The 23291-nt window shown below is 63.6% G+C and carries 22 protein-coding genes; 13 read left to right on the top strand and 9 right to left on the bottom strand.

All coding sequences use genetic code 11. The annotated features are described in order from the left end of the window. The first annotated feature begins 14 nt into the window (after positions 1–14). From ACRVY7_RS07525 to ACRVY7_RS07495, 7 genes are all read left to right on the top strand, one after another. On the top strand, positions 15–1094 hold the full coding sequence (locus ACRVY7_RS07525; protein ID WP_431816599.1) for a glycosyltransferase: 1080 nt from the start codon (positions 15–17) through the stop codon (positions 1092–1094). Further along, positions 1091–2383 carry a lipopolysaccharide biosynthesis protein gene (locus tag ACRVY7_RS07520; RefSeq protein ID WP_431816598.1) on the top strand — a complete coding sequence of 431 codons (1293 nt, stop codon included), beginning with the start codon at positions 1091–1093 and terminating at the stop codon, positions 2381–2383. Before ACRVY7_RS07525 ends, ACRVY7_RS07520 begins: the two co-directional genes overlap by 4 nt. Next, the gene (locus ACRVY7_RS07515) at positions 2371–3498 is read left to right on the top strand and encodes a glycosyltransferase (RefSeq protein ID WP_431816597.1); all 1128 of its coding nucleotides are present in this window, start codon (positions 2371–2373) and stop codon (positions 3496–3498) included. Before ACRVY7_RS07520 ends, ACRVY7_RS07515 begins: the two co-directional genes overlap by 13 nt. A gap of 79 nt (positions 3499–3577) precedes the next feature. Continuing rightward, on the top strand, positions 3578–4687 hold the full coding sequence (locus ACRVY7_RS07510; protein WP_331436203.1) for a cellulase family glycosylhydrolase: 1110 nt from the start codon (positions 3578–3580) through the stop codon (positions 4685–4687). Beyond that, positions 4684–6276: a cellulase family glycosylhydrolase gene (locus tag ACRVY7_RS07505; RefSeq protein ID WP_431816596.1), complete on the top strand. Its 1593-nt coding sequence runs from the start codon at positions 4684–4686 to the stop codon at positions 6274–6276. Before ACRVY7_RS07510 ends, ACRVY7_RS07505 begins: the two co-directional genes overlap by 4 nt. Further along, positions 6273–7466 (top strand): lipase family protein, encoded by a 1194-nt coding sequence (locus tag ACRVY7_RS07500; protein WP_049700850.1) that lies wholly within the window; start codon positions 6273–6275, stop codon positions 7464–7466. The genes ACRVY7_RS07505 and ACRVY7_RS07500 overlap by 4 nt, the downstream gene beginning before the upstream one ends. Positions 7467–7478: 12 nt before the next feature. After that, positions 7479–8396, top strand: a complete 918-nt coding sequence (locus ACRVY7_RS07495) for a sialate O-acetylesterase (protein ID WP_431816595.1) — start codon at positions 7479–7481, stop codon at positions 8394–8396. 22 nt (positions 8397–8418) lie between these two features. On the opposite strand, the gene ACRVY7_RS07490 is transcribed toward ACRVY7_RS07495, so the two are convergent. Beyond that, positions 8419–9705, bottom strand: coding sequence for a sugar transferase (locus ACRVY7_RS07490; RefSeq protein ID WP_231895438.1), 1287 nt, complete (start codon positions 9703–9705; stop codon positions 8419–8421). A 746-nt stretch (positions 9706–10451) separates the two neighbouring features. On the opposite strand from ACRVY7_RS07490, the gene ACRVY7_RS07485 reads away from it, so the two are divergent. Both ACRVY7_RS07485 and ACRVY7_RS07480 read left to right on the top strand, forming a co-directional pair. Then, on the top strand, positions 10452–10634 hold the full coding sequence (locus tag ACRVY7_RS07485) for a hypothetical protein (RefSeq protein WP_290727274.1): 183 nt from the start codon (positions 10452–10454) through the stop codon (positions 10632–10634). Next, positions 10631–11065, top strand: coding sequence for a hypothetical protein (locus ACRVY7_RS07480; RefSeq protein ID WP_431816594.1), 435 nt, complete (start codon positions 10631–10633; stop codon positions 11063–11065). The genes ACRVY7_RS07485 and ACRVY7_RS07480 overlap by 4 nt, the downstream gene beginning before the upstream one ends. A 7-nt stretch (positions 11066–11072) precedes the next feature. On the opposite strand, the gene ACRVY7_RS07475 is transcribed toward ACRVY7_RS07480, so the two are convergent. From ACRVY7_RS07475 to ACRVY7_RS07450, 6 genes are all read right to left on the bottom strand, one after another. Beyond that, entirely contained in the window at positions 11073–11636 is a 564-nt protein-coding gene (locus tag ACRVY7_RS07475; RefSeq protein ID WP_431816593.1) for a YdcF family protein, read from the bottom strand. Positions 11637–11651: 15 nt separating this feature from the next. Then, on the bottom strand, positions 11652–12935 hold the full coding sequence (locus ACRVY7_RS07470) for an acyltransferase family protein (RefSeq protein WP_431816592.1): 1284 nt from the start codon (positions 12933–12935) through the stop codon (positions 11652–11654). 105 nt (positions 12936–13040) lie between these two features. Next, complete coding sequence (locus tag ACRVY7_RS07465) at positions 13041–14285, bottom strand: lipase family protein (protein WP_431816591.1); 1245 nt, start codon at positions 14283–14285, stop codon at positions 13041–13043. After that, positions 14282–14971: a YveK family protein gene (locus ACRVY7_RS07460; protein WP_270484005.1), complete on the bottom strand. Its 690-nt coding sequence runs from the start codon at positions 14969–14971 to the stop codon at positions 14282–14284. Before ACRVY7_RS07460 ends, ACRVY7_RS07465 begins: the two co-directional genes overlap by 4 nt. Beyond that, positions 14968–16266, bottom strand: a complete 1299-nt coding sequence (locus ACRVY7_RS07455) for a lipase family protein (RefSeq protein WP_431816590.1) — start codon at positions 16264–16266, stop codon at positions 14968–14970. Before ACRVY7_RS07455 ends, ACRVY7_RS07460 begins: the two co-directional genes overlap by 4 nt. Further along, positions 16263–17708, bottom strand: coding sequence for a tyrosine-protein kinase domain-containing protein (locus ACRVY7_RS07450; protein WP_431816589.1), 1446 nt, complete (start codon positions 17706–17708; stop codon positions 16263–16265). Before ACRVY7_RS07450 ends, ACRVY7_RS07455 begins: the two co-directional genes overlap by 4 nt. A gap of 166 nt (positions 17709–17874) precedes the next feature. Between ACRVY7_RS07450 and ACRVY7_RS07445 the strand changes: the two genes are divergently transcribed. Then, positions 17875–19293 (top strand): O-antigen ligase family protein, encoded by a 1419-nt coding sequence (locus ACRVY7_RS07445; protein WP_431816588.1) that lies wholly within the window; start codon positions 17875–17877, stop codon positions 19291–19293. On the opposite strand, the gene ACRVY7_RS07440 is transcribed toward ACRVY7_RS07445, so the two are convergent. Next, complete coding sequence (locus tag ACRVY7_RS07440; protein ID WP_431816587.1) at positions 19228–19872, bottom strand: YdcF family protein; 645 nt, start codon at positions 19870–19872, stop codon at positions 19228–19230. The two genes, ACRVY7_RS07445 and ACRVY7_RS07440, sit on opposite strands and share 66 nt — an antisense overlap. A gap of 248 nt (positions 19873–20120) precedes the next feature. On the opposite strand from ACRVY7_RS07440, the gene ACRVY7_RS07435 reads away from it, so the two are divergent. Beyond that, a complete protein-coding gene (locus ACRVY7_RS07435) occupies positions 20121–21335 on the top strand; it encodes an EAL domain-containing protein (RefSeq protein WP_431816586.1) in 1215 nt (404 codons plus the stop codon). Between the two features lie 39 nt (positions 21336–21374). Here ACRVY7_RS07435 and ACRVY7_RS07430 read toward each other — a convergent pair whose 3' ends face one another. Continuing rightward, positions 21375–22346: a 1,4-dihydroxy-2-naphthoyl-CoA synthase gene (locus tag ACRVY7_RS07430; protein WP_049698660.1), complete on the bottom strand. Its 972-nt coding sequence runs from the start codon at positions 22344–22346 to the stop codon at positions 21375–21377. Between the two features lie 63 nt (positions 22347–22409). On the opposite strand from ACRVY7_RS07430, the gene ACRVY7_RS07425 reads away from it, so the two are divergent. Further along, complete coding sequence (locus ACRVY7_RS07425; protein ID WP_197494623.1) at positions 22410–22571, top strand: hypothetical protein; 162 nt, start codon at positions 22410–22412, stop codon at positions 22569–22571. Positions 22572–22592: 21 nt separating this feature from the next. Continuing rightward, positions 22593–23249, top strand: coding sequence for a PaaI family thioesterase (locus ACRVY7_RS07420; RefSeq protein WP_049698661.1), 657 nt, complete (start codon positions 22593–22595; stop codon positions 23247–23249). Positions 23250–23291: the final 42 nt, after the last annotated feature.

The following is a 23291-nucleotide window of genomic DNA, read 5'->3' as shown; positions in this document are numbered from 1 at the left end:
AGGATGCCGCTGCTGTGAACGCAGGACTACGGGTGATCTATGTTGCGCCGGAGACGGCCGCGGGTGGCGTCGGCGCTTTTGCTGATCTCTTGTTGCCTGCGATCCGTGACCTGGTCCCCGACGTCGTCGAGATCCGCCACGGTAAGCCGGGATCGGACACTGTCGCACAACTGCGCGCGCGTCGTGCACAGATCGTCGAGGCGATCGCCGGTGCGGGTGGTCGCGACGTGATCGTGCACAGCGAGCTGTCCGGCGGTTCCGTCGAATCCCTGTGGCCAACTGCGCGTCTGGGCGTTCGCTCGACGGCCGTTGTACATGATCCGCCCAATCTGGTGTGGTGGCCGTTTCGGACGAAGTTCCTTGCGGATCGCCGGGTACTCAACCACGGCCTGCATTTCGGTGCGCGCCCGGTGTCACATCAGATCGAGAAGTACCTCGGCGCTCGACGTGAGTACTTTGCGCTCAGTGAGATCGGCGCTGAGTCGATTCGCGGTCGCTTCCCCGGGGCAACCGTGGCACGGACCTACCATCCGACCACCACGAGCGTCGAACTCCCCGAGCCCTCGTTGCGTCCGCGTGCGGTGGGACTCTTCGGGATTGTGTACCGAGGCAAGGGTTTTGAACATATTTCCCGAATCCGCGAGGTGCTGCCCGACGACATCGAGGTCCGCATCGCGGGTCGTGGAACGGAGTCGATTCCGTCGTCACCGGGCGTCACCGTCCTCGGCACGCTCGATGAGGACGAGCTCGCAGACTTCTTCGGCTCCATCCAGGCGCTGCTGATGCCGTATGGGCGACGCAGCCCGTACGGAATCGCATACCCGGCGTCAGCTGTTGCGGCACAGAGTATTTCCCATCAAACCCCCTATATTTCGACCGATCACGGCGCGCTCGGTGAGCTCGGCGCCGAGGGGGGAGCCATCGTCGTCCCCGGTGAAGCGGACGACCTCGCCGGTCTCATGGCTCAGCAGGCCACACAGTTGCTCGACGACCCGGCCCGAATCGGAACCCTCCACGATGAGCTCGTGCGCCTGTGCAAGGAACGCACGCCCAAGCAGATCGCGGAAGCGCTCGTGGAAACGTGGTCGCGGTGAGCCGGTTCGCGGCGGCTCGCACTCTGGCACAGTCGCATTCGCATCTCACGAAGGCACTCGTCGCGGCCATGTGGACGTACGGCGGGCGTGGGATCGGACTGCTGTGGACGTTGATCCTGATCGCCAAGCTCGGCATCGGCGGATACGGGCAGTACGCCATGGCGTTCGCCCTCGCCGCTATCGCAGCAGCCCCCGTCGACAACCCGTTCAGTGTCCGCGCCATTCGCGAGAGTGAGTCCCGCTTCCTTTCGGAACGATCGGGCCGGGTTCTGGTCGGTCTGACGGCAATGGCCGCCGGAGTTGCGCTCATTCCGGTCAATTACCTCGCATGGTTCGCGTTGCTCGTCGGCGGCGGCGAGATCGTCTTCAACGCCTACAAGAGCCGTGCCTTCCGCGACGGCGACCCGCACCGCGTCATGCGGATGGATACGATCCGGCAAACGACCAGTATCGCGCTCGGTACCGGCTACCTCATGCTGGCTCCGCACCCAAGCCTCGTCGGTGCCAGTTTGCTCTATGCCGCACCGTATCTGGTGATCGCCTGCGCCTCGATTCGGATGGTCTGGGGCGTCGCGCCGAAGGCTCCCGGCACTCCGCGCATCATCGCGGTGCTGTTCACCGAACACCTTGCCAATGCGGTGTACATCCAGGGCGACATCCTGCTGCTGGGATTCCTCACGAACAGCGATGTGGCCGGCTACTACTCGGTGGCGAGCACATTCGCGTGGGCGGTCGCACAGGTCGGTCAATCGTTCGGCGTGACCTACCACGAGAAGCTGCGAGCCGCAGGAGGACACGCATCCGCCGGGCCGCCCAAGAAGCACGTGTTGGTCGTGGCAACAGGGGCGTCACTCGTACTTCTGACTGTGGGCGTGGTGCTCCTGTTCACGCCGGTGGCCACCCAGCTGGCCGTGTCGATGATCGTGATGTCGGCGTTCGTGTTCCTGCGAGTGTTCAACTTCGTCTACACGACGCTGCTGTATCTCCAACGGCGCGACGCGGTGCGCACCATCTCGGCAGGCGCTGTCGCGCCGGTCAAACTCGGACTGGTGGCCGTGTTGGCGATGGCAGGGCTGGGTGCTGTCTCGGGCGCGATCGCGTCGGTCGTCGCCGACGCACTGTTGCTCGTGGTACTCAGCCGAGCCTCTCGTTCTGGCCCACTGGAATCGGGCGATACCCCAGAGCTGCTGGAATCAGGCGACACCCCTGAGATACCAGCGCCGGAACGTGGCGGTCGACATCGTCGTGAAGAGCTTGAAAACGAGAGGGGGGTGCTATGGAGCGGGTAACTTTTCTGCTCTCCAAGGATCCGACGACCGAGCATGGTGGCGACATCGCACTGTCGCGCATCTTGCTCGGGATCGCGTCCGAGCACTACGACGTCGAGGCAGTGTGTTTATCCGGGGAGACGGGCCCGGCTGAGGACCGCAGCGTGACGCGCGTGCCCAAGCCGCCCGTCAGTGCTCGCTCGCTGCTGGCTCGTAGCGCGCGGCGTATGCAGAGCCTCTGCCATGTGCGTTACGACGTCGAAGCGCTTGTCTCCGAGATCAACTCGCGCGAATCGGATGTCTTCATCGCTGAGCACAGCTATATGGCCGAGTCGTTTCTCCGCTCTCGGCATGCGGGCAACACCCCGTTCGTGGTCAACACGGTGAACACCGAGTCGGAGGTCTGGAAGGCGACCCGCGGCTGGGTTGGGCGGGTGGAGGCGCCACGAATACTGCGGGACGAGGTCCGTGTGGCGAGGGCTGCGGACGCCGTCGGAACCTACGATCGCGAAGAGGCCGAGTTCTATCGGAGCCAGGGAGTTCCACTGGCGCGCTGGATCGACCTGACATTGCCTCCTGCGCCCCGATTGGATCTGACGAGCACCGCGAGGCGATTGGTGTTCATGGGAACGAGAGACTGGCCTCCCAACCAGGAAGCATTCCTCACAGCCCTGCGACTGTGGCCGAGGATCTCTGAGGGCATCAGCGACGCCGAACTGTGCATTATCGGGGCGAAGAAGCCGGGCGCTGCCGATCCGGAGTATCCCGACGGGGTTCGGGACCTGGGTTTCGTCGACGATCTACAGGAGTTCTTGGGTACGTGCCGCGCGCTGATAGCGCCGGTCTCGACCGGTGGCGGTGTGCGGGTCAAGATCCTCGAGGCCGCAGCCAAGGGCCTCCCCGTTGTGGGGACGTCGGCCGCGATCGGATCACTCGGGCCGGTGCTGGGCCTCGACCCGTGTGATTCTGACGACGAATTCATCGCCGAGTGTCGACGGTTTCTCCTGGAAACCGACTATTCGACGAAGAACGGGTCGGAACTGTATGAAAGGAATGCCTCGCGGTGGGACGCGGGCGTGCCGCAGGAGTCCGTGCTCGGTTTAATTGCTCGTAGCCCCGTGCCCGCAGGCAGATGAGACCATGGAATCACCATCAGTCACGAACCTCTCACATTCACGAACCCCTGACATTCACGAACAAGGACTGGATATCGCAATGAAGGCGATCGAACGACGAGATCACGAAGGCCCTTCGGCGTCGAAGAAGGGGGGTGTCTCCCGTGTGGCCCCTCGCTGGGCACGGCCGATGATGGTGATAGCGCTCCTGGTCGCAGTCGTTGGTGCCCTCACGACCGCCACGTCCGGCCAAGCACACGCCTTCCCGCGAGCCGAGTTCGGTTTCAGCGAGGGCGGGTATTCGCTCAAGAGGTCGAACGCGCAGTTGGCTGCGACATACGACTCGGCATCGGAGTTGGGAGCTACGTGGTCGAGGATGGTCGCGTACTGGCCCGATATCGAGCCGTCGCCCGGCAAGTTCGATTGGTCCAACACCGACCGACTGGTGAATGGCGCCAAGGCGCGCGGATTCCGGGTCGACATCATTCTGCTCGGCGCGCCGACGTGGGCCGGCGGTAACGGGCTACCCGGCACTCCGCCCAACGCAGCCGCGTTCGGCAACTTCGCTGCGGCTGCGGCGCGTCATCTCGGCAACAGGGTCGATGCGTACGAGATCTGGAACGAACCCAACCTCGTCAACATGTTCACGCCCGTCGATCCCGCGCGCTACGCATCGCTACTGCGCGCGGCCTACCCGAGGATCAAGGCGATCGATCCTTCCTCGACTGTGCTCAGCGGTGGACTCGCGAGTACGACGGCGTTGAACCTCGGTGCATATACGACTCCACCCGTCGAGTTCCTCAGGCAGATGTATGCGGCGGGCGCTCGAGGCTTCATGGACGCTGTTGCCGATCACCCGTACACGTTCCCCTTCACCGCTGACCGGGACCCGAATGCGCGGTGGGCGCAGACTGCCCAGATGTACGACATCATGCGCGCCAATGGCGACGGTGGAAAGAAGATCTGGATCACCGAATTCGGCGCACCGACAGGTACCGGTAACGGTGCGGTGAGCGACGCAGCGCAAGGCGCGATCCTCACAAGTGCGCTGCGCGAAGGGGCGTCGAGGCCCTACATCGGTCCGATGTTCCTGCACTGCATCCAGGATCCGGGTTCCAACCCGTCGAACGTCGAAGACAACTTCGGTGTCACGCGTATCAACAACTCCAAGAAGCCGGCGTTCTGGGCGGTCAAATCTCAGATCCGGTGAGCCGGGTATCGCTCCCGCGTCACCTTCTCGTCGCACTCGCAGCGGTGGTCGCTGTCGTGAGCTCGGTGTCGTGTGGAGCGGTGCGGACGTCGAATCAGACGAGCGGTTCGGAGAAGGTGCACGTGCAGGCGCCGCCGCCGACAACGCCCGAAATGGCGTTCTCCGGAGGCGGACGGTTGCTGTGGGCATCCGACGACGAACTACGGCGGTACGTCGCGACGGTTGTCGACTCCGGCGCTCGTATGGTGCGTTTGGATTTGTCCTGGCCGCTGCTGGAACCCGCTGAGGGAGTATTCAATTGGGCTCCGTTGGATCGCGTGGTGAATGCTCTGAGGTCGAGCGGTATCGACGTGTTGGGCATCATCGACTACACGCCCGCATGGGCATCGGGGCACAGCGACCTGGTGACGTATCGCCCCAACACCGCGGCCGAGTACGGCGATTTCGCGGGAACCGTGGCGTCGCGCTACAAGGGACGAATCAAGGCGTACGAGATCTGGAACGAGCCGAACGGAACGCCCTACTTCCGTCCCGGACCGGACCCAGAGTTCTACACCTCGATGCTGCGGGCTGCCCATACCGCCATCAAGACGGAGGATTCGGCGGCATTGGTGATCGGGGGTGCCGTGGGATTGGCGCCAGACACCGAGGTCAGCATGAATGCGCGAGTGTTCATCGATCGCATGTATCGGGCGGGCGCCGGAGGACACTTCGACGCGTTGTCGGTGCATCCCTACAGCTACCCCAACGGGCTGACGGCCAACGCGGACAACAGGGACTCGCTCGTGTCGATGCTCGCTGACATTCGTGCCGAGATGGTCGAACGCGGCGACGGTGGTCAAAAGATATGGGCCACCGAGGTCGGCTACCCCTCGGGGGGCCCGGGTGGCAGTGAATCGCGCCAGGCAGGCCTGATCACGGAGTTGGCAGCAGACTGGGCGCAACTGCCCTACGGCGGTCCGGTCTTCATTCACGAACTGGTGGATCGTGGGGTTTCGGACGTCGACAACGGTTCGACGACGGACTTCGGCTACACCACGGTTGCTGCGGAGACATCATACGGAGTCGTGCGCTCGGACTTCACGCCCAAACTCGCTTTCGTCAAGGTGAAATCGCTTGTCGTGCAGGACACGATCAGCAATCCGACGCTCGACCGGGTGCGCTCCGCCGCAGCGGAAGCCGCAAGCATGCTCGGCGAGGCGAGAACACCCGTGTATCAGACGACTTCGCGCAGAGGAATTGCCCAAACGGTGCAGCGGTACGCCTCGGGACGGGTGATCTGTGGGTCAGCGGGCTGCTACGCGGTGCCTGCCGTCCTGGTCGACTACGTTGCGCTCCTGGGTTACCCGCCGTCGGGCGCGTTCACCGGGACAACACAGGACATCGATTCGCCCGGCGGCACAAGGGTGTTCTACAAACCCCGAACCGGAGTCCACTCGCTGTCGGGCGAGATGCTGAAGGCTTGGTCACCCGACGTGGGGTATCCGATTGCCGAACAGCAGGTCATCGACGGCGAGACGATCGTGCAGTGCGAGAACGGTTCCATTGTGTACAGGCCCGGAGGTAAAGCGGTGGTGAGGTTTTCGTGAGGAAATGGGTGCGCAACCTTCTCATCGCGGTGGTGGTGCTCATGGCCGTGTTCGGGCTGCTCATAGTGGTGGCAATCGCGCGGCCGCTCCTTCATCGTGGGAGCAACGATCTGGGAATCCACCAGACCGTCGACGCTCCCGGCGCGGTGATCTCGGCGCGCGAGGTCTTCGATATTCCGCTCAGGCTGAAACTCGCCAAAGTCCATGCCGTGCACGTTCTCTACGCCTCGCGTGACGCCTCCGGGGTGATCCAGCGGGTATCCGGGACCGTGTTCAAACCAGACGGCGCCGCCCCGGCCGGGGGCTGGCCGATCATCGCGTTCGGCCACGGGACGAGCGGAATCAATCAGCCGTGCGCGCCGTCGAGCAGCTCGGGTATGGATGGTGCTGCGGCGCTTGCGCTTGGCCTGACAAGTGCGAAATACGCTGTGGCAGTGCCTGATTACCAGGGGCTCGGAGCGCCGGGAGTGCACCCGTACCTCGACAACGTCACCGAGGGCCACAATGTGATCGACTCGGTGCGTGCATTGCGCACGGTGTTCCCGGAATCGTCGAAGCGGTGGGCGGCATACGGCGGATCACAGGGTGGCGGTGCGGTGTGGGGGGCGGCAGATGCAGCGCCATCGTATGCGCCGGAACTCGACCTGCTCGGAGCGTCGGCGCTTGTACCTGCGGCAGACCTCACCGGGCTCGTCGACAAGGCGCTCGCCGGGACCCTTACTCGCGACCAACAGCTTGTGCTGCAATGGATCGTCGAATCCCGAGCGCGCATGGACCCGAACTTCCATCGCGACGACTTCCGCAAGGGTGCAGCTGTCGAGGGCTGGAACACGTTGTCGGCGTGCGACAGGTCGCTCGCCAAACGGCGAGACGAGATCGCCAAGAACCTCGGACCGCACGATATCGGTCCGCAGAATCCGGCTGCGGCACAACAGTTGCGGGATGTACTTGCTGCATACGCGCTGCCGAAGAACCGTTCCGCGGCACCGCTGCAGATCACCTACGGGACGGCCGACACATTCATCGACGTCGCGTGGACCGACGCCGCCATCCGGCGCGCGTGTGAGTTGGGAGATACGATCACCATCGATCGGCAGCCGGGCAAGGGGCACGGAGACATCAACGGCGATGCTGTGATCCCTTGGCTGCTCGACCGATTCGCCGGAAAGCCGGCCCCCAACAACTGTTGATCGGATGAGACCGTGCAGGAACCGAACACAGCCACACCCGCATTCGATCTGACGCCGGGTTCACCCGATCAGTTGGCGCGTCACGGCGATTCCGGTCGACGAGAACAGGCGGTGCGCCGAGCCAAGGACAAGGTGCTGCGGCTGCTGGCGACCGGCGAGCCTGCACCACAGGTCGACTCCCCGTATCTGGTGGTCCCGATTCTCGGTCAGTCGAATGCGGTGGGCGACAACGAAGTCCAGCCGGATGACATGTCGCCGGGAACGCTACCCGTACACCAGTGGCCCGGGTGCGGAAGACGTAAGGGACAAATTCTGCTTGCCACAGACCCGCTACTGCATGAGATACCCGCGGGCGGCGTCGGTTTCGGCCGGTCATTCGGCGAACGCTTGGCGGCCGACACCGGTCGGCCGGTGCTGCTCGTTCCGTGCGGGCGTGGTGACACGTCGTTCTATCCCAAGAACGGCTACAGCTGGGACCCTGCTGATACGTCGGCGCGGGTCAACCTGTTCACGTTCGCGGTGACGCAGATAGAAGGCGCACTGGCGGCGGCGGGGCCATCCGCTCGGGTAGCTGCGTTTCTCTGGCACCAGGGCGAGTCCGACGTCCCGCTGCTGGCGCCCGATGCCTATCGAGCGCGACTCGAGTCCGTTGTCACCGGTCTCCGGTCTCGCTTCGGCGATGCTCCATTCGTCCTCGGCCAGATGGTTCCCGAGGAGATCGAGAGTCGACGCGCCGAGTATGCGGGCATCGACGACGTGCACAGGACCCTGCCACGGACAGTCGATAGCTGCGCTTTTGTGCCGGGACCCACCGGTATGGCCAAGTTGCCGACCGAGATCATCCACTACAGCCGCGCCGGTCAGCGGGAACTGGGTGACCGAATGTATGCGGCGTATGCCGAGCTGTCGTCGATGGGAGAGTCTCGCTGAAAACCGGCCTGTCGGCTGGGTTTCAGTACGCGCCGTCGCTGGAGATCACAGCGCGAGCCGTCCTCCACATGATCATCAGATCGTGTGTGATCGACCAGTTCTCGACGTAGGAGAGGTCGAGGCGCACGGACTGCTCCCAGGACAGATCCGACCTGCCGGACACCTGCCACAGTCCGGTCATGCCCGGACGGACGAGCATGCGGCGCGACGTCGGGTCGTCGTAGGTGTCGACCTCTTCACGCAGGGGAGGGCGCGGCCCGACGAGGCTCATGGAACCGAACAAGACGTTGAAGAGCTGCGGGATCTCGTCGATGCTGTACCGGCGTAGGAACGCTCCCACCCGGGTGACCCGCGGATCGTCCCGGATCTTGAACAGCACCCCGTTCCCTTCGTTCTGGTCGGCGAGTTGGCTACGCAGCCTGTCGGCATCCACCACCATCGACCGGAACTTCCACATGTGGAACGGAATGTTGTTGAGTCCTATGCGTTCTGCCCGGTAGAAGACAGGCCCGCGAGAGTTGAGCTTGATTGCGATCGACACCACGATCAGCGCGGGAGTGAAGGCCAAGAGCAGAAGTGCGGCACCGACCCTGTCGACCGTCGCCTTCAGCAGGCGGTTGGCGCCGTGATACTGAGGCTTCTCGATGTGCAGAAGCGGAAGGTTGGCCACCGGACGGACCGACATCCGAGGTCCGGCGACGTCGGTGACGCCCGGGGAGACCAGGATATCGACGTTCATCCCCTCCATGCTCCAGGAGAGCTCCCGCATGGCGGAGTGACCCAGAACCTCGGCGGACGTGACTGCCACTGTGGTTGCGCCGCACAGTGCCACGGCCTCACGGGCGTCGTCGAAGGTTCCGATGATCGGGACTTTGCGCTCGCCCACTTCGAGTGACGACGCGTGCGCTTTCGACGAATCCTCGGGAACGCATAGCCCCACCACCTGGTAACCGAGCCGGGGATGAGCCGAGAGGTGTTCGATGAGTGGCGCGGCGGAGCGACTCGATCCGACGACCAACACCTGGTGCTGGTCGACGCCCTTTTCCCATCGCCGCGCGATTGCTTTGCGCCACACCCAATGTGCGATGAGCAGTGCCAGAGTGCCGAAGGGGAGGGCGATGGCGATGAAACCACGCGCGACGTCGAACTTGAAGACGAGGTCGAGCATGGCGATGATGCCGAACGCGATCACACTCGATTTGAGAATGCGGGTGTATTCCGCGTGTCCGGCGCCGATCACCCGTCGGCTGGAGGTACCCGAAACCTTGAGGACAGTACTCCATAGTGCAATGAGAGCCAATGGAAGCACGATGAATGGAAGGTTAATATCTCCCACCGGATTCAACAGTCGGGGTGCCCCGTATTCTGCCGCCGGGCCGCCATATCGTGCGACGGTCGCGCAGGCCACGCTGATTGTGACGATGATCAGCTCGGTGGCGCGAAGTCGGGACGAATACCGATCCAGCCATGACCGGTCGCCGGGAGACGCGGCCGGGCGGAACACCCGAAGATACCGAGGGTATGGACTATCCGTACGGGGTGATGAAGGCAAAGGACGAATGGCCACAAGTCCTCCGACGGGTAAGTAGTTGTTACTGACACCTGCTGACGGTCAGGCGGAAATTTGTTGCAGGCGCAAATTCATTGAAGGTCGGGATTTGGTGCAGAGCGATCGAGTGTATGTGTGATCGAGCTTTTAAGGACTTCATCAACGCCGAGCGTCCTCTCAGTAAATCCTAACGATTCGCGCTCACGGTGCAAGTCGGAATTGGTGTGAAATAGGACGCGTAACGTTCTCTGTCACTATTTCGATTAAGTGCTGCGCGGTGCGCTCGGCGGGCCGCACAACCCGAGATCGGGTAGCCTGACCCGGTGGTGGCATCGCGATCTGGGCCGGTGACGAATGCCATGCGAAGGCAGGCCGTGCTGGTGGGTGTCGGTGCGGCGTGCGCTGCGGCCGGGCGATATCTCATCGATCGGTACTTTCCGGTGTCGCCGATCGTAATTGCGACGGTAGCGCCCATATGTGCTTGCTTCCTTTATGCGCTTGTTCGCATGTCCGGGCAGCGCTCGGAGTTCTTCGTGACGGGAATCGCGGTTGGGCTGTCGGGTTTTGCCTCGACCGCAGTGCTCGGGCTGATGTACTACCCCATCTGGCAGGGGCTGGTGGTCCTTGCGGTTACTCCACCTGCGTCGGTGATCGCCTACGTCGCCGGCCGGGTGGTGTCGCAGCGATGATCGTCGAAGTGTCGGGACTGCTGCTCACGGGTTTCGTTGCGGCAGTGGTGTGGTGGTATTTTTCGGCGTCGCGAGGCGAGTCCGATGCGCTCGGCAGAGTTTTACTCCTCGGCGTGCTCGCCGCCGCCTGTGCAGGCGCAGCGTGGGGGCTTCCGTTCTCCGGCCAGGTGCGTTCCGTTCTGGTGCTCGGCGGATGTGCCGTTCTCGCGCCCTACGCGTTGGTTGTGGCAGCGGCAGTCGACGCAACGACGAATCGCGCCCGTCGCCAATCGATGGACTCGGGATCCCGACGACGCGATTCGGAGGTCACGCAGTTGCTGAGGTCGACACTGCTGTCCGCGACGCTCGTGATGCTGTACATCCTCGCGGCAGCGTCGGTTGCCGTCCTCGTATACGTCGTTGTGAGTCAGGGTTTCTCCGGAGTGAGGTGAGGACCCGTCAGTCGGGCGGACACCCGGTGAGTGCTGCCCGGGCGGTTCCGGCGAACTGGTAGGCGTAGACGAAAGCCCAAGCCCCCAGCGAGAAATGGTAGGTGCGGGGAACTGCGACGAGCTCTACGTCGATGCCGAGACACTGCCGGAATATCACACCGGCGCGAAACAGATGATGGCGCCAACTCACGACCGTCACTCGGCTCCAATGATGGGCCCGTGCCTGCTCGCGCGTGAACAGCGCCTCGCCGGTTGTCGTCGATGGACTCGGCGTGAAACACACGATCCTGACCTGGCGGTCCGACGACTGGCAGGCCGCACGCATCGTGGCGTCATCGGAGGGATACGGGTTCGAGAGCAGTACGGTGTCCGCGAAACCTGCACGGGCGAGGTCGATTCCGAAAGCTTCGCGGCCATCGTGCGCACCGCCGAGTACCACGATGGCGTCGGAACGGGTCGGCGGCTGTGTGGGTGGATCGGTGAAGAGGCGATAGCCGACGACGGCGCCGCTGAGTTGCACGACCATCAGCGCGGCCACCAGGATGCCGATCACCCGCACCCCGCCGCTCACGGGACCGGGGCCATGTCAGCGACGTCGGGACCGAATGGCGTAATTGATCGCAGGCTTCTCGACGAAGTAGAACGACAGCGTCGCGAGCGCGATGCTCACCGCACTGACCACAACGAAATTGAACGCCAGGCCCGACCAGGTGTCGCCGTGCATCCATCCCCACCTGCCCAGGACCAACAGCACGGGAAAATGCCACAGGTAGATGCTCAGTGATACCCGGCCGCAGTACTCGAACGGGGCCCAGTCGAGTGCCCGGGCAAATGCTGAATCCTCGCCGCGCGCAAAGGGAATGACGATGAACAAGATGATCAAACCGGATGCGAGGGCCGTCGCGGTGCTGGAGAAGGGCGAGCCCATGGCGATGAGCACATAGGTGATCGGAATCAGCGGGAGGATGGCGAGTCCGGTCCATGGTCGCACTCGTTTCAGGCGACGACGCGAGATGAGTCCGGTCTCTGCCCCGACGAACAGAATCGCGGCGATCATGCCGAATGCGAAGTTGTCGGACGAAGCGATGAAGCTGCGCAGCACGACGGCAACCCAGTTGGGCCCCCAGTTCTGCATGATGATGTCGGTGATGCCGAGTCGGCTCGCGAGCCACAGGGCAAAGAACTTCCCGACGGTACCCAGAATCACCAGGACAACGGGGCCGATGAGGGCCAGCAAGAGCGGATTCCACCCATATCGGCGTCGTAACGTGAAGACCAGCAGGCCGATGAGTGGCAATGCCACGTAGAACACGATCTCCATGGTCAACGACCATGACGGGTTGATGCCCGTTTGAAGCATCGACGGGATGTAGCTCTGCACGAGCGTGAGGTTGGCCGCGATCATGGCCGGATCGGTCATCATCCCGATTCCGGCGAACTTCCCGCTTGATTCCGCGACCGCAGCGTTCTCCAGATATACCGCCCGCATGAGATAGCTCGCGACGAGGAAGATGACCAGATATGCCGGGAATACTCGCAGTATTCGGTGTCGGGTGTACGACGCCACGTCAGGCTGTGACTGGCCACCGGTGAACAGGCGGCGAAGAATGGGCAGATACAGCAAAAATCCGGAGAGCGCGAAGAAGAAGATCAGGGATTGACCGAATATCTGCAAGTGGCCGGAAAAGAACGTGTTCGGAGAATAGTGGCCACCGACGTGTTGGGCCAGCACGAGCATGCACGCAATTCCGCGGGGACCGTCGAGTCCGCGAATTCGTGCTCGAAAAGGCTTGGCTTCGGTGGTGTCCTTAGCCTCGGTGACCTGCGGGTCCCGCATCTGTGGGGGATTGTGCGTGTTGTTTTCAGGCATGCGGTGACGACCTGATGATGCGCTCTTTTCGACAGACTGCTCAGGTGCTGTCGCGGAGTGATCACTCACTTGTCAACGATACAACGAGAGTGGAAACGTGTCGCGTCAGATATTCGTGCATCCCGATGGGGTCCTCGATCCTTGCATTCGTTGCTCGAGCCAGGAGATGGCAATGCCGGGATCGACGTCGGCATGTCCGCGATCGGGTTGGAAGGACACGACGAGATTGGCTCCCGCTGAGCAATTCGCGCCTATGACGGCGGTAGTCCAGTCGGCGTCGATCAGGGTGTCTTTTCCGCCGTACATGACCAGAATCGGGGCGGTGGGTAGGCCCTCAGGGAGGCCTCGCTCACGCAAGAGTTGTTCGAGTTGTTCGCGGCTCGTGGTGGAGTCCGGACGGAGGTCTGCATCGGTGAGTGCATCAGCGGCCTGCTGTCGCTCCTGGCTGTAGCGGGCTGCGCACTGCGACAACGCGTCCCAGTTCGTGGTGGCGGAGCCTCGCCGATAGCTGTCGAGGTCGAGGTCGGGGTTCTCGTGCTTGAGTGCCAACAGCAACCACTGGTACAGCCCGTACTGATCTTTGGTCAGATTCGACGACCAGGCCTTATCCGACAGCTTCGAGATGTCGGCGGGAGGCGAGATGGCGACGCTGCCGACGAGGTCGAGGCCTTTACCGTAGGAGGCGGCGAGAACGTTCGACGCCCACGCGGCTTGGCCGCCCTGCGACACCCCGAATCCCGCCCACTTGTCGGAGGTATTCGACGGCGACATCTGCCTCATCGCGCGCACCGAGTCGATGATGTTGTGTCCCTCGGTTGTCGCGTCGAGGTACGGGTGTGTGGGTTCTGCGTCGCCGGGGGTGCCAAGCCCCTGGTAGTCGCTGACTGCCACTGCGTATCCCTGGGCAAGCAGAACGTAGACGAGGTCGGCCGCGCCTCGGAGGCTCGAGTCCAGCGTCGGCCCGCATTCACTGAGGACACCGACAGTCGCATGGCCGAATCCGATGATCGGCCATCCGCCCTGGGGTGCCTGGCCTGCCGGCACGAACAGGCCGCCGGTGACAACGGTCGGATTGTTGTCGCGATCGGTCGAGGAGTACTCCACGCGCACAGCGAGACTCGTTGCGGCCGAGATCCGGCGGTCGAGGATCGGCATGGTTTGCGCCCATGACACAGTCCCGGGCCCGGTGGTGGCGGCGCGGGGCACTTCTACCGGAACGCCGGGAGGACGTCCGGGTGATGTCGTCGCAGACTGCTCGTCGGAGCCGCAGGCGGTCACTGCTGCCGCGACCGCGATGGCCAGTGCCAACCAACTCACGAACATCCGCACGCGTACGGTCGGGCGATTCACTGCGATTTCTCCAACTCTCGGGTCGCTCTGAGGGTGTTCGACGCACCGAGCGCATCGTCGACTTTGTTGCGTAGCAGGCTGAATGCGAGGAGTGCCACCGCGGTGAACACGACGGCAATGGCGGCACCGAGGCCTATATAGGTGAGCAGCTTCGGCGAGCTCACGCCCATATCGGTGGCGGCGTCGATCGTCTTCAGCTCGTAGGGTGCGCGGCCATTCAGGTTGTCGACTTCGACAACCAGCTTGGGCATCTCTCCGGCGAGCGCCGCGGAAAGTTGTTGTGCGGCTTGTGGTGTATCCCCAGTTGTCGTGATGGTCAGTACGGCATTCGTCGGTTCTATCGACGCGACGACGCGCTCTCGGAGGTCGGCAGGGGGAGTCCCTGGATCGATACCCGGCCACTGCGCCGCAGCGACACGCATCAACAGCTGGTCGCTGGTGGCCAGTTCACGATAGGAGGATGCGCGTAGCTGTCCGGCGAGACCACTCGTGCGGGCGCCGGACACGGTTGCCGAACCGGGGGCAACGATGAACAAGCGTGCCTGCGACTCATAGGTTTTCGGTGTCATCTCGGCTGCCAGCCAGCCTGCGAGTCCGCCTGCGATTGCGGCACAGATCAACACAATTCCACCGCGCAGGAGGATATGTGCGTATTCGCCGACGGTCCGCGTCGATGGTGATTTCATGGGCGGTTGTCGCAATTGCTCTCGGGTTTGTCGCCGTTCAACACGCCCTTCATCCAGGGAATTGCCTGCGCTGAATCGAGTCCGGCGTGGGTATCCCCAACGCGTTTGACGATTGTGAGGTTTTCACCTGCCTCGCAGGACTTTCCGATGACCCGCTCCGTCCACTGCGGAGGGATGAGCGGATCATCGGTGCCGTACATGACGAGAACGGGTGAGTTGGTGCGGCCTACGGGCAGTGCGTAGTCGGCGAGTTGATCGCGCAGCGCGGTGGTGGCAGCAGCGCTCTTGGGCATCAGGTCTTGCGGTGTCAGTTCACTCAGGGCGCGCTGGGTAGCCGTCAGATCTCCGGTGGAATCGGGAACGCACTGGACCAAGGTGTCCCACTCCGACTTGACCCGCTCGGAGCGGTAGTCGTCGAGGTTGAAACGGTCGGGGAATGTTTTCGCCAGCGAGTCGAGTGCATAGACGAGAAGCGGGTATTGATCGCGTGTCAGTGTCCCCTGCGCGGCTCGGTCGGCGAGGCCCCTCATATCTCCGACGGGAACCAATGCGACGGTCGCGTCGAGATTGGTGTCGCTTCCGTAGTCGGGTTGGCGGTCTCCGGCAGCCCACGCCGCCATGCCGCCGAGCGAAACCCCGAATGACACCCAGTGATTGCTCACGTCGGGCGCGATCGCCTGTGCAGCTCTGACGGCGTCGATCTGGTTGTTGCCGTACGTCTTCGCGTTGAGGAAGGGATGGACTTCCTTGCCGTACCCGAGGCCCTGGTAGTCGGACATGACGACGGCATAGCCGTTGAGTCGGAACGCCTCGATGATGGTGTCGTTGCCGAGTAGATTGGCGTATTCGGAAGGGCCGCAGGTGCTCTCGATGCCGGAGTTGCCGTGGCCGAATGCGACGAGTGGCCAGCCGCCTGCGGGCGGGGTGCCCTTGGGGACGACGAGAATTCCGGACACTTCGGTTGCGGAGTTGTCGATTCCAGAAGTCGAGCGGTAGACGATTCGCTTGACGACGGCGTCACGATTGTTGATGGCCTTGATCGGTCCCCGGGGCGGATCCTCGACGGCCAGAACCGCACCCGGTTTGCCGGTGTCGCGGGGCGTCGTCAGCGATGCCGATGGCAGCGGTGACGCGGGATACGCAGCAGCCGCGGGCGAGAGCGTCAGCGGGGTGTCGTCGGTCGATCGTGCGCATCCCGACACTGCGATCGCGAGAACGCAGACCAGGCCGACCGCGAGCGCAGACGTTGCGCGACGGCGCGTGATGAAGGTCGAGACTAGTGCGGCAGGGCTCACGAGTCCGCGTGCACCTCGGCTGCGTCGACCTTCGATGCCGACACCCGCTCGGCGGTGAAATCGCTTGTCGGTGAACCGCTGTTGTTGTCCGTTGCCGCGCTGTCAGCCTGCTTGCGAGCGACCTTTGCCGTGAACGTGAGCACGACGCCGAGCAGCGGAGCGTTGACACTCTCGATCGCCTTCGTCGATGTGCGGAGTTGCTTCCTCGTGGTGACGCCGCGTCGAGTCACGAGCAGTGCGCCGTCGGTGCGAGCGGCGATCGTGAGGGGCTCCGGCGACGCGGACAGCGGGCCGGCGTCGATGATCACGTAGTCGTAGGAATGGATCGCGGACTGAACGACAGCGTCGAAGCCGTCTCCGCCGATGGCGCTCCAGGGGTCGGACGTAACCGGCCCACTCGGCAGGAGGTCGACGCCGTCGTGGAGACTCAGCGTCGCATCATGAAGCGAGATCTCGCCCACTGCCACGGTCGTCAGGCCTTCGGTCGGCGGCTGACCGAGGTCGCCGGTGAGGGTCGGATCGGCGAGGTCGGCGTCGATGATCAGCACGGTTTTCCCGCGCGCGGCGAACGACGACGCAAGATTCACCGCGGTGGTCGTCGTGCCGACGCCGCGGGTAGGGCCGACGACGGTGATCGCCGACGGCGCGGTGCGATGTCGAGTACTTCCCGAGGCGATGAATCGGAGGTTGGCGTCGAGGCGGCGGTACGCGTCGGACGTCGGTCCGGTCGCGGGCTCCAGTGACGAATGGTCGGTGAGCTCCGGGTCGGTGGGGATCACGGCGAGAATGCCGGACTTCTCGGTGGTATCGGCGATGTCGGACTCGCTGTCGATGCGACGACGTTGGTAGATGCCGATCGCCACGGCGACGAGCACGCCGATCAGTAATCCGCCAACCGCTCCGATGATGAGCCAGAGCCACCACGACAGACCGCTCTTGGATGACGGGAGGCTCGCGTCGTCGTAGAGAACCGCTGTCGCGGAGGGGGAGTCGCCGCGACGCGACGTCTCGAGTTCCTGAACCACTGCGGTCGTGGAATTGGCAATCGCCTGGGCGTACGCCTGAGCTCGCTTCGCGTCGTCAGCGGAGGCGGTGATCGTCAGTATGACGGTGTCCTTGACCGGGACGGCCGTCACGCTCCCACGGAGGTCTCCGGCGCCGACCTGGCCGCCGAGAGTTTCGGCAGCTCGCTGCGCGACCTGATCGCTCGTCGCAATTGTTGCGTAGCTGTTGACCCGGTCCTGGGCGAACAGGTTGTTCTGGTAGCTCTCGCCGACTGACGTTCCACCCTCCGCGGTCACGAACAACCGAGCGGTGGATTCGTATTTTCCGGGAGAGATCCACGTGCTGTAAGCGAAAGCCGCGAAAGCCCCAACCAGCGCTCCCACTACGAGAACCCACCAAAACCGCACAATGATGCGCCAGTAATCGCCGAGTGGCACCTGACCGGTTCCCTTCTCTGGGGCAGCGCCGCGCGGGCGCTTCGTTCAACCGTCGAACAATGGACAGTTGATTGGATCATGGTTCTTGGGCAATTGCTGTGTGGGATTGCCCTCAGACATTGGTCGATCGCGACGAGCGCAGTGTTACACGATCGGGTGTGTCACTATGTGGCTCGTGGAATCAGCTAGGCGCTCATGGATCCTCGGCACCCTGTTGGTGCTCAGCGCCGCCGTGGTGGCGTTTGGTTCGTTGATGGTGGGAACCAAACCCGCATTTCTTGTCATCGTGTTACTGCTGGTCGTTGTCGGTGCCTACGTTGGCCTGGCGCATCCGACCTGGTTTCTCTGGGCATTCGCCGCTGTTCTCGGATTCATGCCGGTCGCGCATTTACCTGGTGTTCACGTTCCGTTGACATTGGCGTTCGCTGTCGCTGTGATTTTGGCGACCGCGGTCCACCCCATCGAGGTGCGCTCGCTGACCACAATGGACTGGTTCGTGATCGTTCTCATTGTGGTCAGTGGAATCTCGATGTTGGCAACCTACGTCGGTTTCGCCGACATAGCCCAATATGTGAAATGGTTCACGGTAACTATTCTCATCGTCGCGCTTCTGCGCCTTCCGCGACTTCAGCTACGGACGTTCGGTCGCGTGTACGTGGTGGCCAGCGCCGCCTGCGCGATTGTCGCAGCAGGGGTGCTGGTCTATCCGGGAGTGATGAAGCCGTTCAAGCTATTCGGCTACGACCCCAGTGCGCTGCGCTTCGTCTATCACTCCGGAGGTGCGACGCAGCGGCTTGCAGGGACGTATATCGACCCCAATGCCGCCGGAATCGGATTCTTCGTAGCGCTGGTCATGTGTGTTGTCCTGTTCGACGGGCGCGCGCGCAATGTGCTCGGTGTGATTTTGGCGTTGGCGCTTTTGCTCACGCTGAGCCGTGCGGGTCTCTTCTCGGTGATCGTCGGTGTCGTGCTCATGCTCGTGTTCCAGACGATGTCGAATCGCAAGCGGCTTGCCATCGTCGGACTCGGCGTGGCCACCTTCGCCGCGCTGGCTGCGGTGCCGCAGCTGCGCCAGCGCGTGTTCTCGTCGTTCGGTAGCCAGGACGAGGGATCGAGTGCGCGTCTGGACGCACTGAAGGAGTATCCGAGTACCGTCGCCGGGCACTGGGTTTTCGGAAAAGGCTGGGGACTGGCCGAGTTCATCGATCCTGAAACCTCATTCACCACCAACTACGTCGCGAACGCACCCCTGCTCGCTGTCTATCGTGGTGGAATTCTGGTCGGTCTGGCATTTGTCGCGATGCTCATTTACGGCTGCTACCTCGGTTATCAGTGCCTGCGTTCGCGCCGCTGGGAATGGGGTTTCTACGGCGGCGGATTCATCGGATTCTCGGTGGTCGCATTGCAGCTCGACTTTTCGACGATCACCATTCCGGTGTCGACCGCAGATCTATCGCTGCTCATCGTATTTCTGGTCTACACGTCAGAACTCGCGCGAGCCGACTCGCGCACTTCGACGTCAACAGCCGAGGACGGCAGCCTTGGCCAAGCCGACGTACTGGTAGGCGAAGGTCGCCGTCCATAGTGGGATCGACCGGCCGTAGTCGCGCGGCACGGACCGCATGACGACGTCGCCTGCGAAGCACTGGCCGAAGATGTAGCGGGCGCGGAAGAGGTGGTAGCGCCAGCTGACCACAATGACCGAGCGCCAGTGTCGCTCCTTCGCCATCCGCTCCGTGAACATGGCCTCACCACGCGTCGTCGAGGGATCCGGGTTGAAGCAGATGACTTCGATGGATTCGGTGCTCGCCGAGCAGACGCGTTCCATCAGTTCCGCGCCGCCCCGGTGATACCCGTCGTTCAGGTAGGGGTCGGAGATCAGCACCGTGTTGGCGTAGCCCTCGCGGGCGAGTTGCAGCCCGTAGTCTTCGCGGCCGTCGTGTTCGCCGCCGAGCACAACGATGGCGTCGACCTTGCGTAGCGGGTCGGAATGATCCCGATAAAAGAGTTGATAACCGACCCCGTCGAAGGCGAGTACGACCACAACGACAATCACGAGCACCCAACTGATCAGACGGCCGGAGAGTCGTCGTCGACGGCGGGGTGTCTCCTGTCCGCTGCGGGGCTCGGAGACGTAGGAGTCCGTCGGGTCGGGCGACGTCACGTGGCAAGTCCTCCGGCCGGGAATCTGACCTCGTCGACCTTAGTCGAGGCTCCCCTGATTGGCTCGAACCGAGGACGGACGGCCACAAAAAAGCGCTTGATGGAGGGCTGAAAGCCACGATTCTCGGGTGGCAAAACCGCAGATCAGACCCTATATTTGCTAGACCAAAGCGGTGATCAATTGAACTTGAATAGCGGTACTTGGATCCAATTCACACCTGCCCGCTTGGATAATCGTAAACTGCACGCGTGGAGAGGGCGGCGGACAAGTACGGGGGGCACGACGTTCCCGGAATTGTCGTCGCCATCCTCGCCGATCCGCAGCGCCGGGCGTGCGCGGTCTTCGGCCGTGAGCAGACCGAGGCGGCAGCGCGCACGGTGGTTTCTCAACTCGTGGAAACGCTGGGGCCAGACGTGGGTCTGGACACCCGAAACCGATTCGAATGGCTCCTGCAGCTACCACAGGGCCCCGGCGTCGACGCCCTGCTCGTCGCTCTACAGGCGGGCCTCACCGCCACGACAGCCGAAGTCGACGGGGTGAGCGTCTTCGTCGACTTCGCCTATGGCATCTCGAGTGGATCGGTGTCAGGTGCCTCGGCGTCAGGCGTTGGGGCCGACAGCCTCGTCCGGTCAGCCGACGCCGCGCTCTGCCTGGCTCTGGAATCGCAGCGTCGAATGGCAATCGCCGGACCCGAAATCTATGAGCGGCTCGAAGACGACCTCGACCTCGCGGTGAGGCTGACCAACTCGTCGCAGGCAGAGTTCCGACAGTTCTACCAACCGATCGTGCGGATTGCTGATGGCGCGACCGTCGGGTTCGAGTCATTGCTGCGGTGGATCACCGCCGACGGAGTGCTCTTGCCCGGCGACTTCCTCGCCGTCGCCGAACAGACGTCGACGATCCTGCCCATCGGTCGCAACGGGGTGACGCAGGCGGTCCGAGCGCTCCACGAGTCGATCAAACCGATGTGCGGCCCGGACGCGTTCGTCAGCATCAACCTCTCGCGGCAGCAGCTCGTCGACGAGACGATCGTCGATCACGTGGTCACCGAGATCGACAAGTACGGCCTCGGCCCTGGTCAGATCTGGATCGAGGTCCAAGAAAACGAGGTCATCGACTTCGACACGGAGGCTCAGCGCGCCGTCGAGCGACTACACGAGAGCGGCTGCACCATCTCGATCGACGACCTCGGCTCGGGATTCTCGGCGCTGCGATACGTGCGGGACCTACCGGTCGACGTCGTCAAGGTCGATCGGGCGCTCATCTCGGCTATCGCAAACAATCCGACCGACCGAGCGGTGGTGCACGCAATCTGCGAAATGGCCGAGACGATGAACATCTCGACGGTCGCGGAGGGCGTCGAGCACCACGCCGACTTCACCGGCGTCGAAGAGTTGGGTTTCCAGTTCGCGCAGGGCATCTACTTCGGCGCACCCGAGCCGTTCGGGTCGGCGCCCCAGTAGTCGTGCGGGTGCGGGTCCGGTAGTCGTGTGGGTGCGGGTTCAGTAGTAGTACGGGAAGGCGTCCCACTCCGGAGAACGCTTCTCCAAGAACGCATCTCGGCCCTCGACGGCCTCATCGGTCATGTACGCCAGGCGGGTGGCCTCGCCGGCGAAGACCTGCTGGCCCATCAGTCCGTCGTCGGTGAGGTTGAACGCGAACTTCAACATGCGCTGGGCCGTCGGCGATTTGCCGTTGATCGCCCGTGCCCAGTCGATGGCCGTGCGCTCGAGGTCGGCGTGGTCGACGACGCGGTTGACCGCGCCCATGCGGTGCATGGTCTCGGCGTCGTACGCCTCGCCGAGGAAGAAGATCTCGCGGGCGAACTTCTGGCCGACCTGCTTGGCGAGGTAGGCGCTGCCGTATCCGGCGTCGAACGAGCCGACGTCGGCGTCGGTCTGCTTGAAGCGGGCGTGCTCACGCGAGGCGAGTGTCAGATCGCAGACGACGTGCAGCGAGTGCCCGCCGCCGGCGGCCCAACCGTTGACCACGGCGATCACGACCTTGGGCATGGTGCGGATGAGTCGTTGCACCTCGAGGATGTGCAATCGGCCGCCCTCGGCCTTGACGCGCGCCTCGTCGACCCCGGTTGCGTCGGCGCGAGTGACGTCGGAGTCGTGGCTGGTCGCGTACTGGTAGCCCGACCGTCCACGGATGCGCTGATCGCCGCCGGAACAGAAGGCCCAGCCGCCGTCCTTGGGGCTCGGGCCGTTGCCGGTGAGCAGGATTGTTCCGACGTCGGGGCTGCGTCGAGCGTGGTCGAGGGTGCGGTAGAGCTCGTCGACGCTGTGGGGGCGGAACGCGTTGCGGACCTCGGGCCGGTTGAAGGCGATGCGCACGATTCCGTCGGCGCGGCTCGTGCCGACGTGGCGGTGGTAGGTGATGTCGGTGAGGTCGTCGAAGCCTTCGACCGTGGTCCACTGGCTGGGGTCGAAGGGCTGGTCTGATGCGTGCTGGGTCTCACCGGAGGTCATGAATATTGACCTTAGTTGTCCGATGAGTGGCCTTCGCGAAGCCCCATCTGGCACCCTTGATGCATGTCATTCGAGGTGATCGCGATCGTGATCGTCGCCTGGGTGACGATCTCGGTGGTCGTCGCCCTGGTGGTCGGTGCCGTGATCAGGCAGCGTGACCGGCGCGAAGCGCCCCGTCCGACCCAGCTCGCAAGCGGTTCCGAATCCGACAAGCACGAGGGCTGACCGGCCATATACGGTGGCCAGATGGCATCTGACACGCGCGACGGTTGGGACATCCGCTCCGAAGAGGAGTCGCCCCACGAGGGCGGATTCCGCGCAAGGATCGAGGTCACGACCGACCGCGGCGGACCCCGATACGCCGAGCTCAACGAGCAGATCCGACGGCTCATGGACCTCGCCCGCTACGCGAGTCCCGAGGGCGCGGAGACCGACGAGCTACTCGAGCAGATAACCGCCCTCAACGAACGACTGGAGAAGGTCCAGGTCGACGAGTGGCACACTCCTGCGGGAACCCGCGTCGACCTTCCTGCACGAGGCAACATCACGCTCCCGCCGTACGTGATCTCGTCGGCGAGCGCCGACGGAGTAGTCGCAGAGGTCACCTTCAGGCCGTTTCACCTCGGTGGCAACAACGCGGCGCACGGAGGGCAGGTGGGGGTCGCATTCGACGACCTCGGCGGCATGGCGTCGGCGCTCGCGATCAACGGGGTCACCCGCACCGCATACCTGACGGTCCAATACCGCTCGCTGACACCGTTGTCGACGCCGCTGACGTGCCGCACCTGGGTCGACAAGCGTGAAGGGCGCAAGGCCTTCGTGAAGGGCACCCTCCACGACGGCGACCGTCTGTGTGCCGAGCTGGATTCGCTATTTATTGAGCTGAAGCCTGGTCAGCCGTAACATTTCGAGGTACCAGGGTCGGGGGCGTCTACGTCGGGGGTT

It is taken from the genome of Gordonia jacobaea (genome assembly GCF_965344965.1).
Taxonomy (GTDB): Bacteria; Actinomycetota; Actinomycetes; order Mycobacteriales; family Mycobacteriaceae; genus Gordonia; species Gordonia jacobaea.
This window is presented reverse-complemented; position numbering and strand designations above follow the sequence as displayed.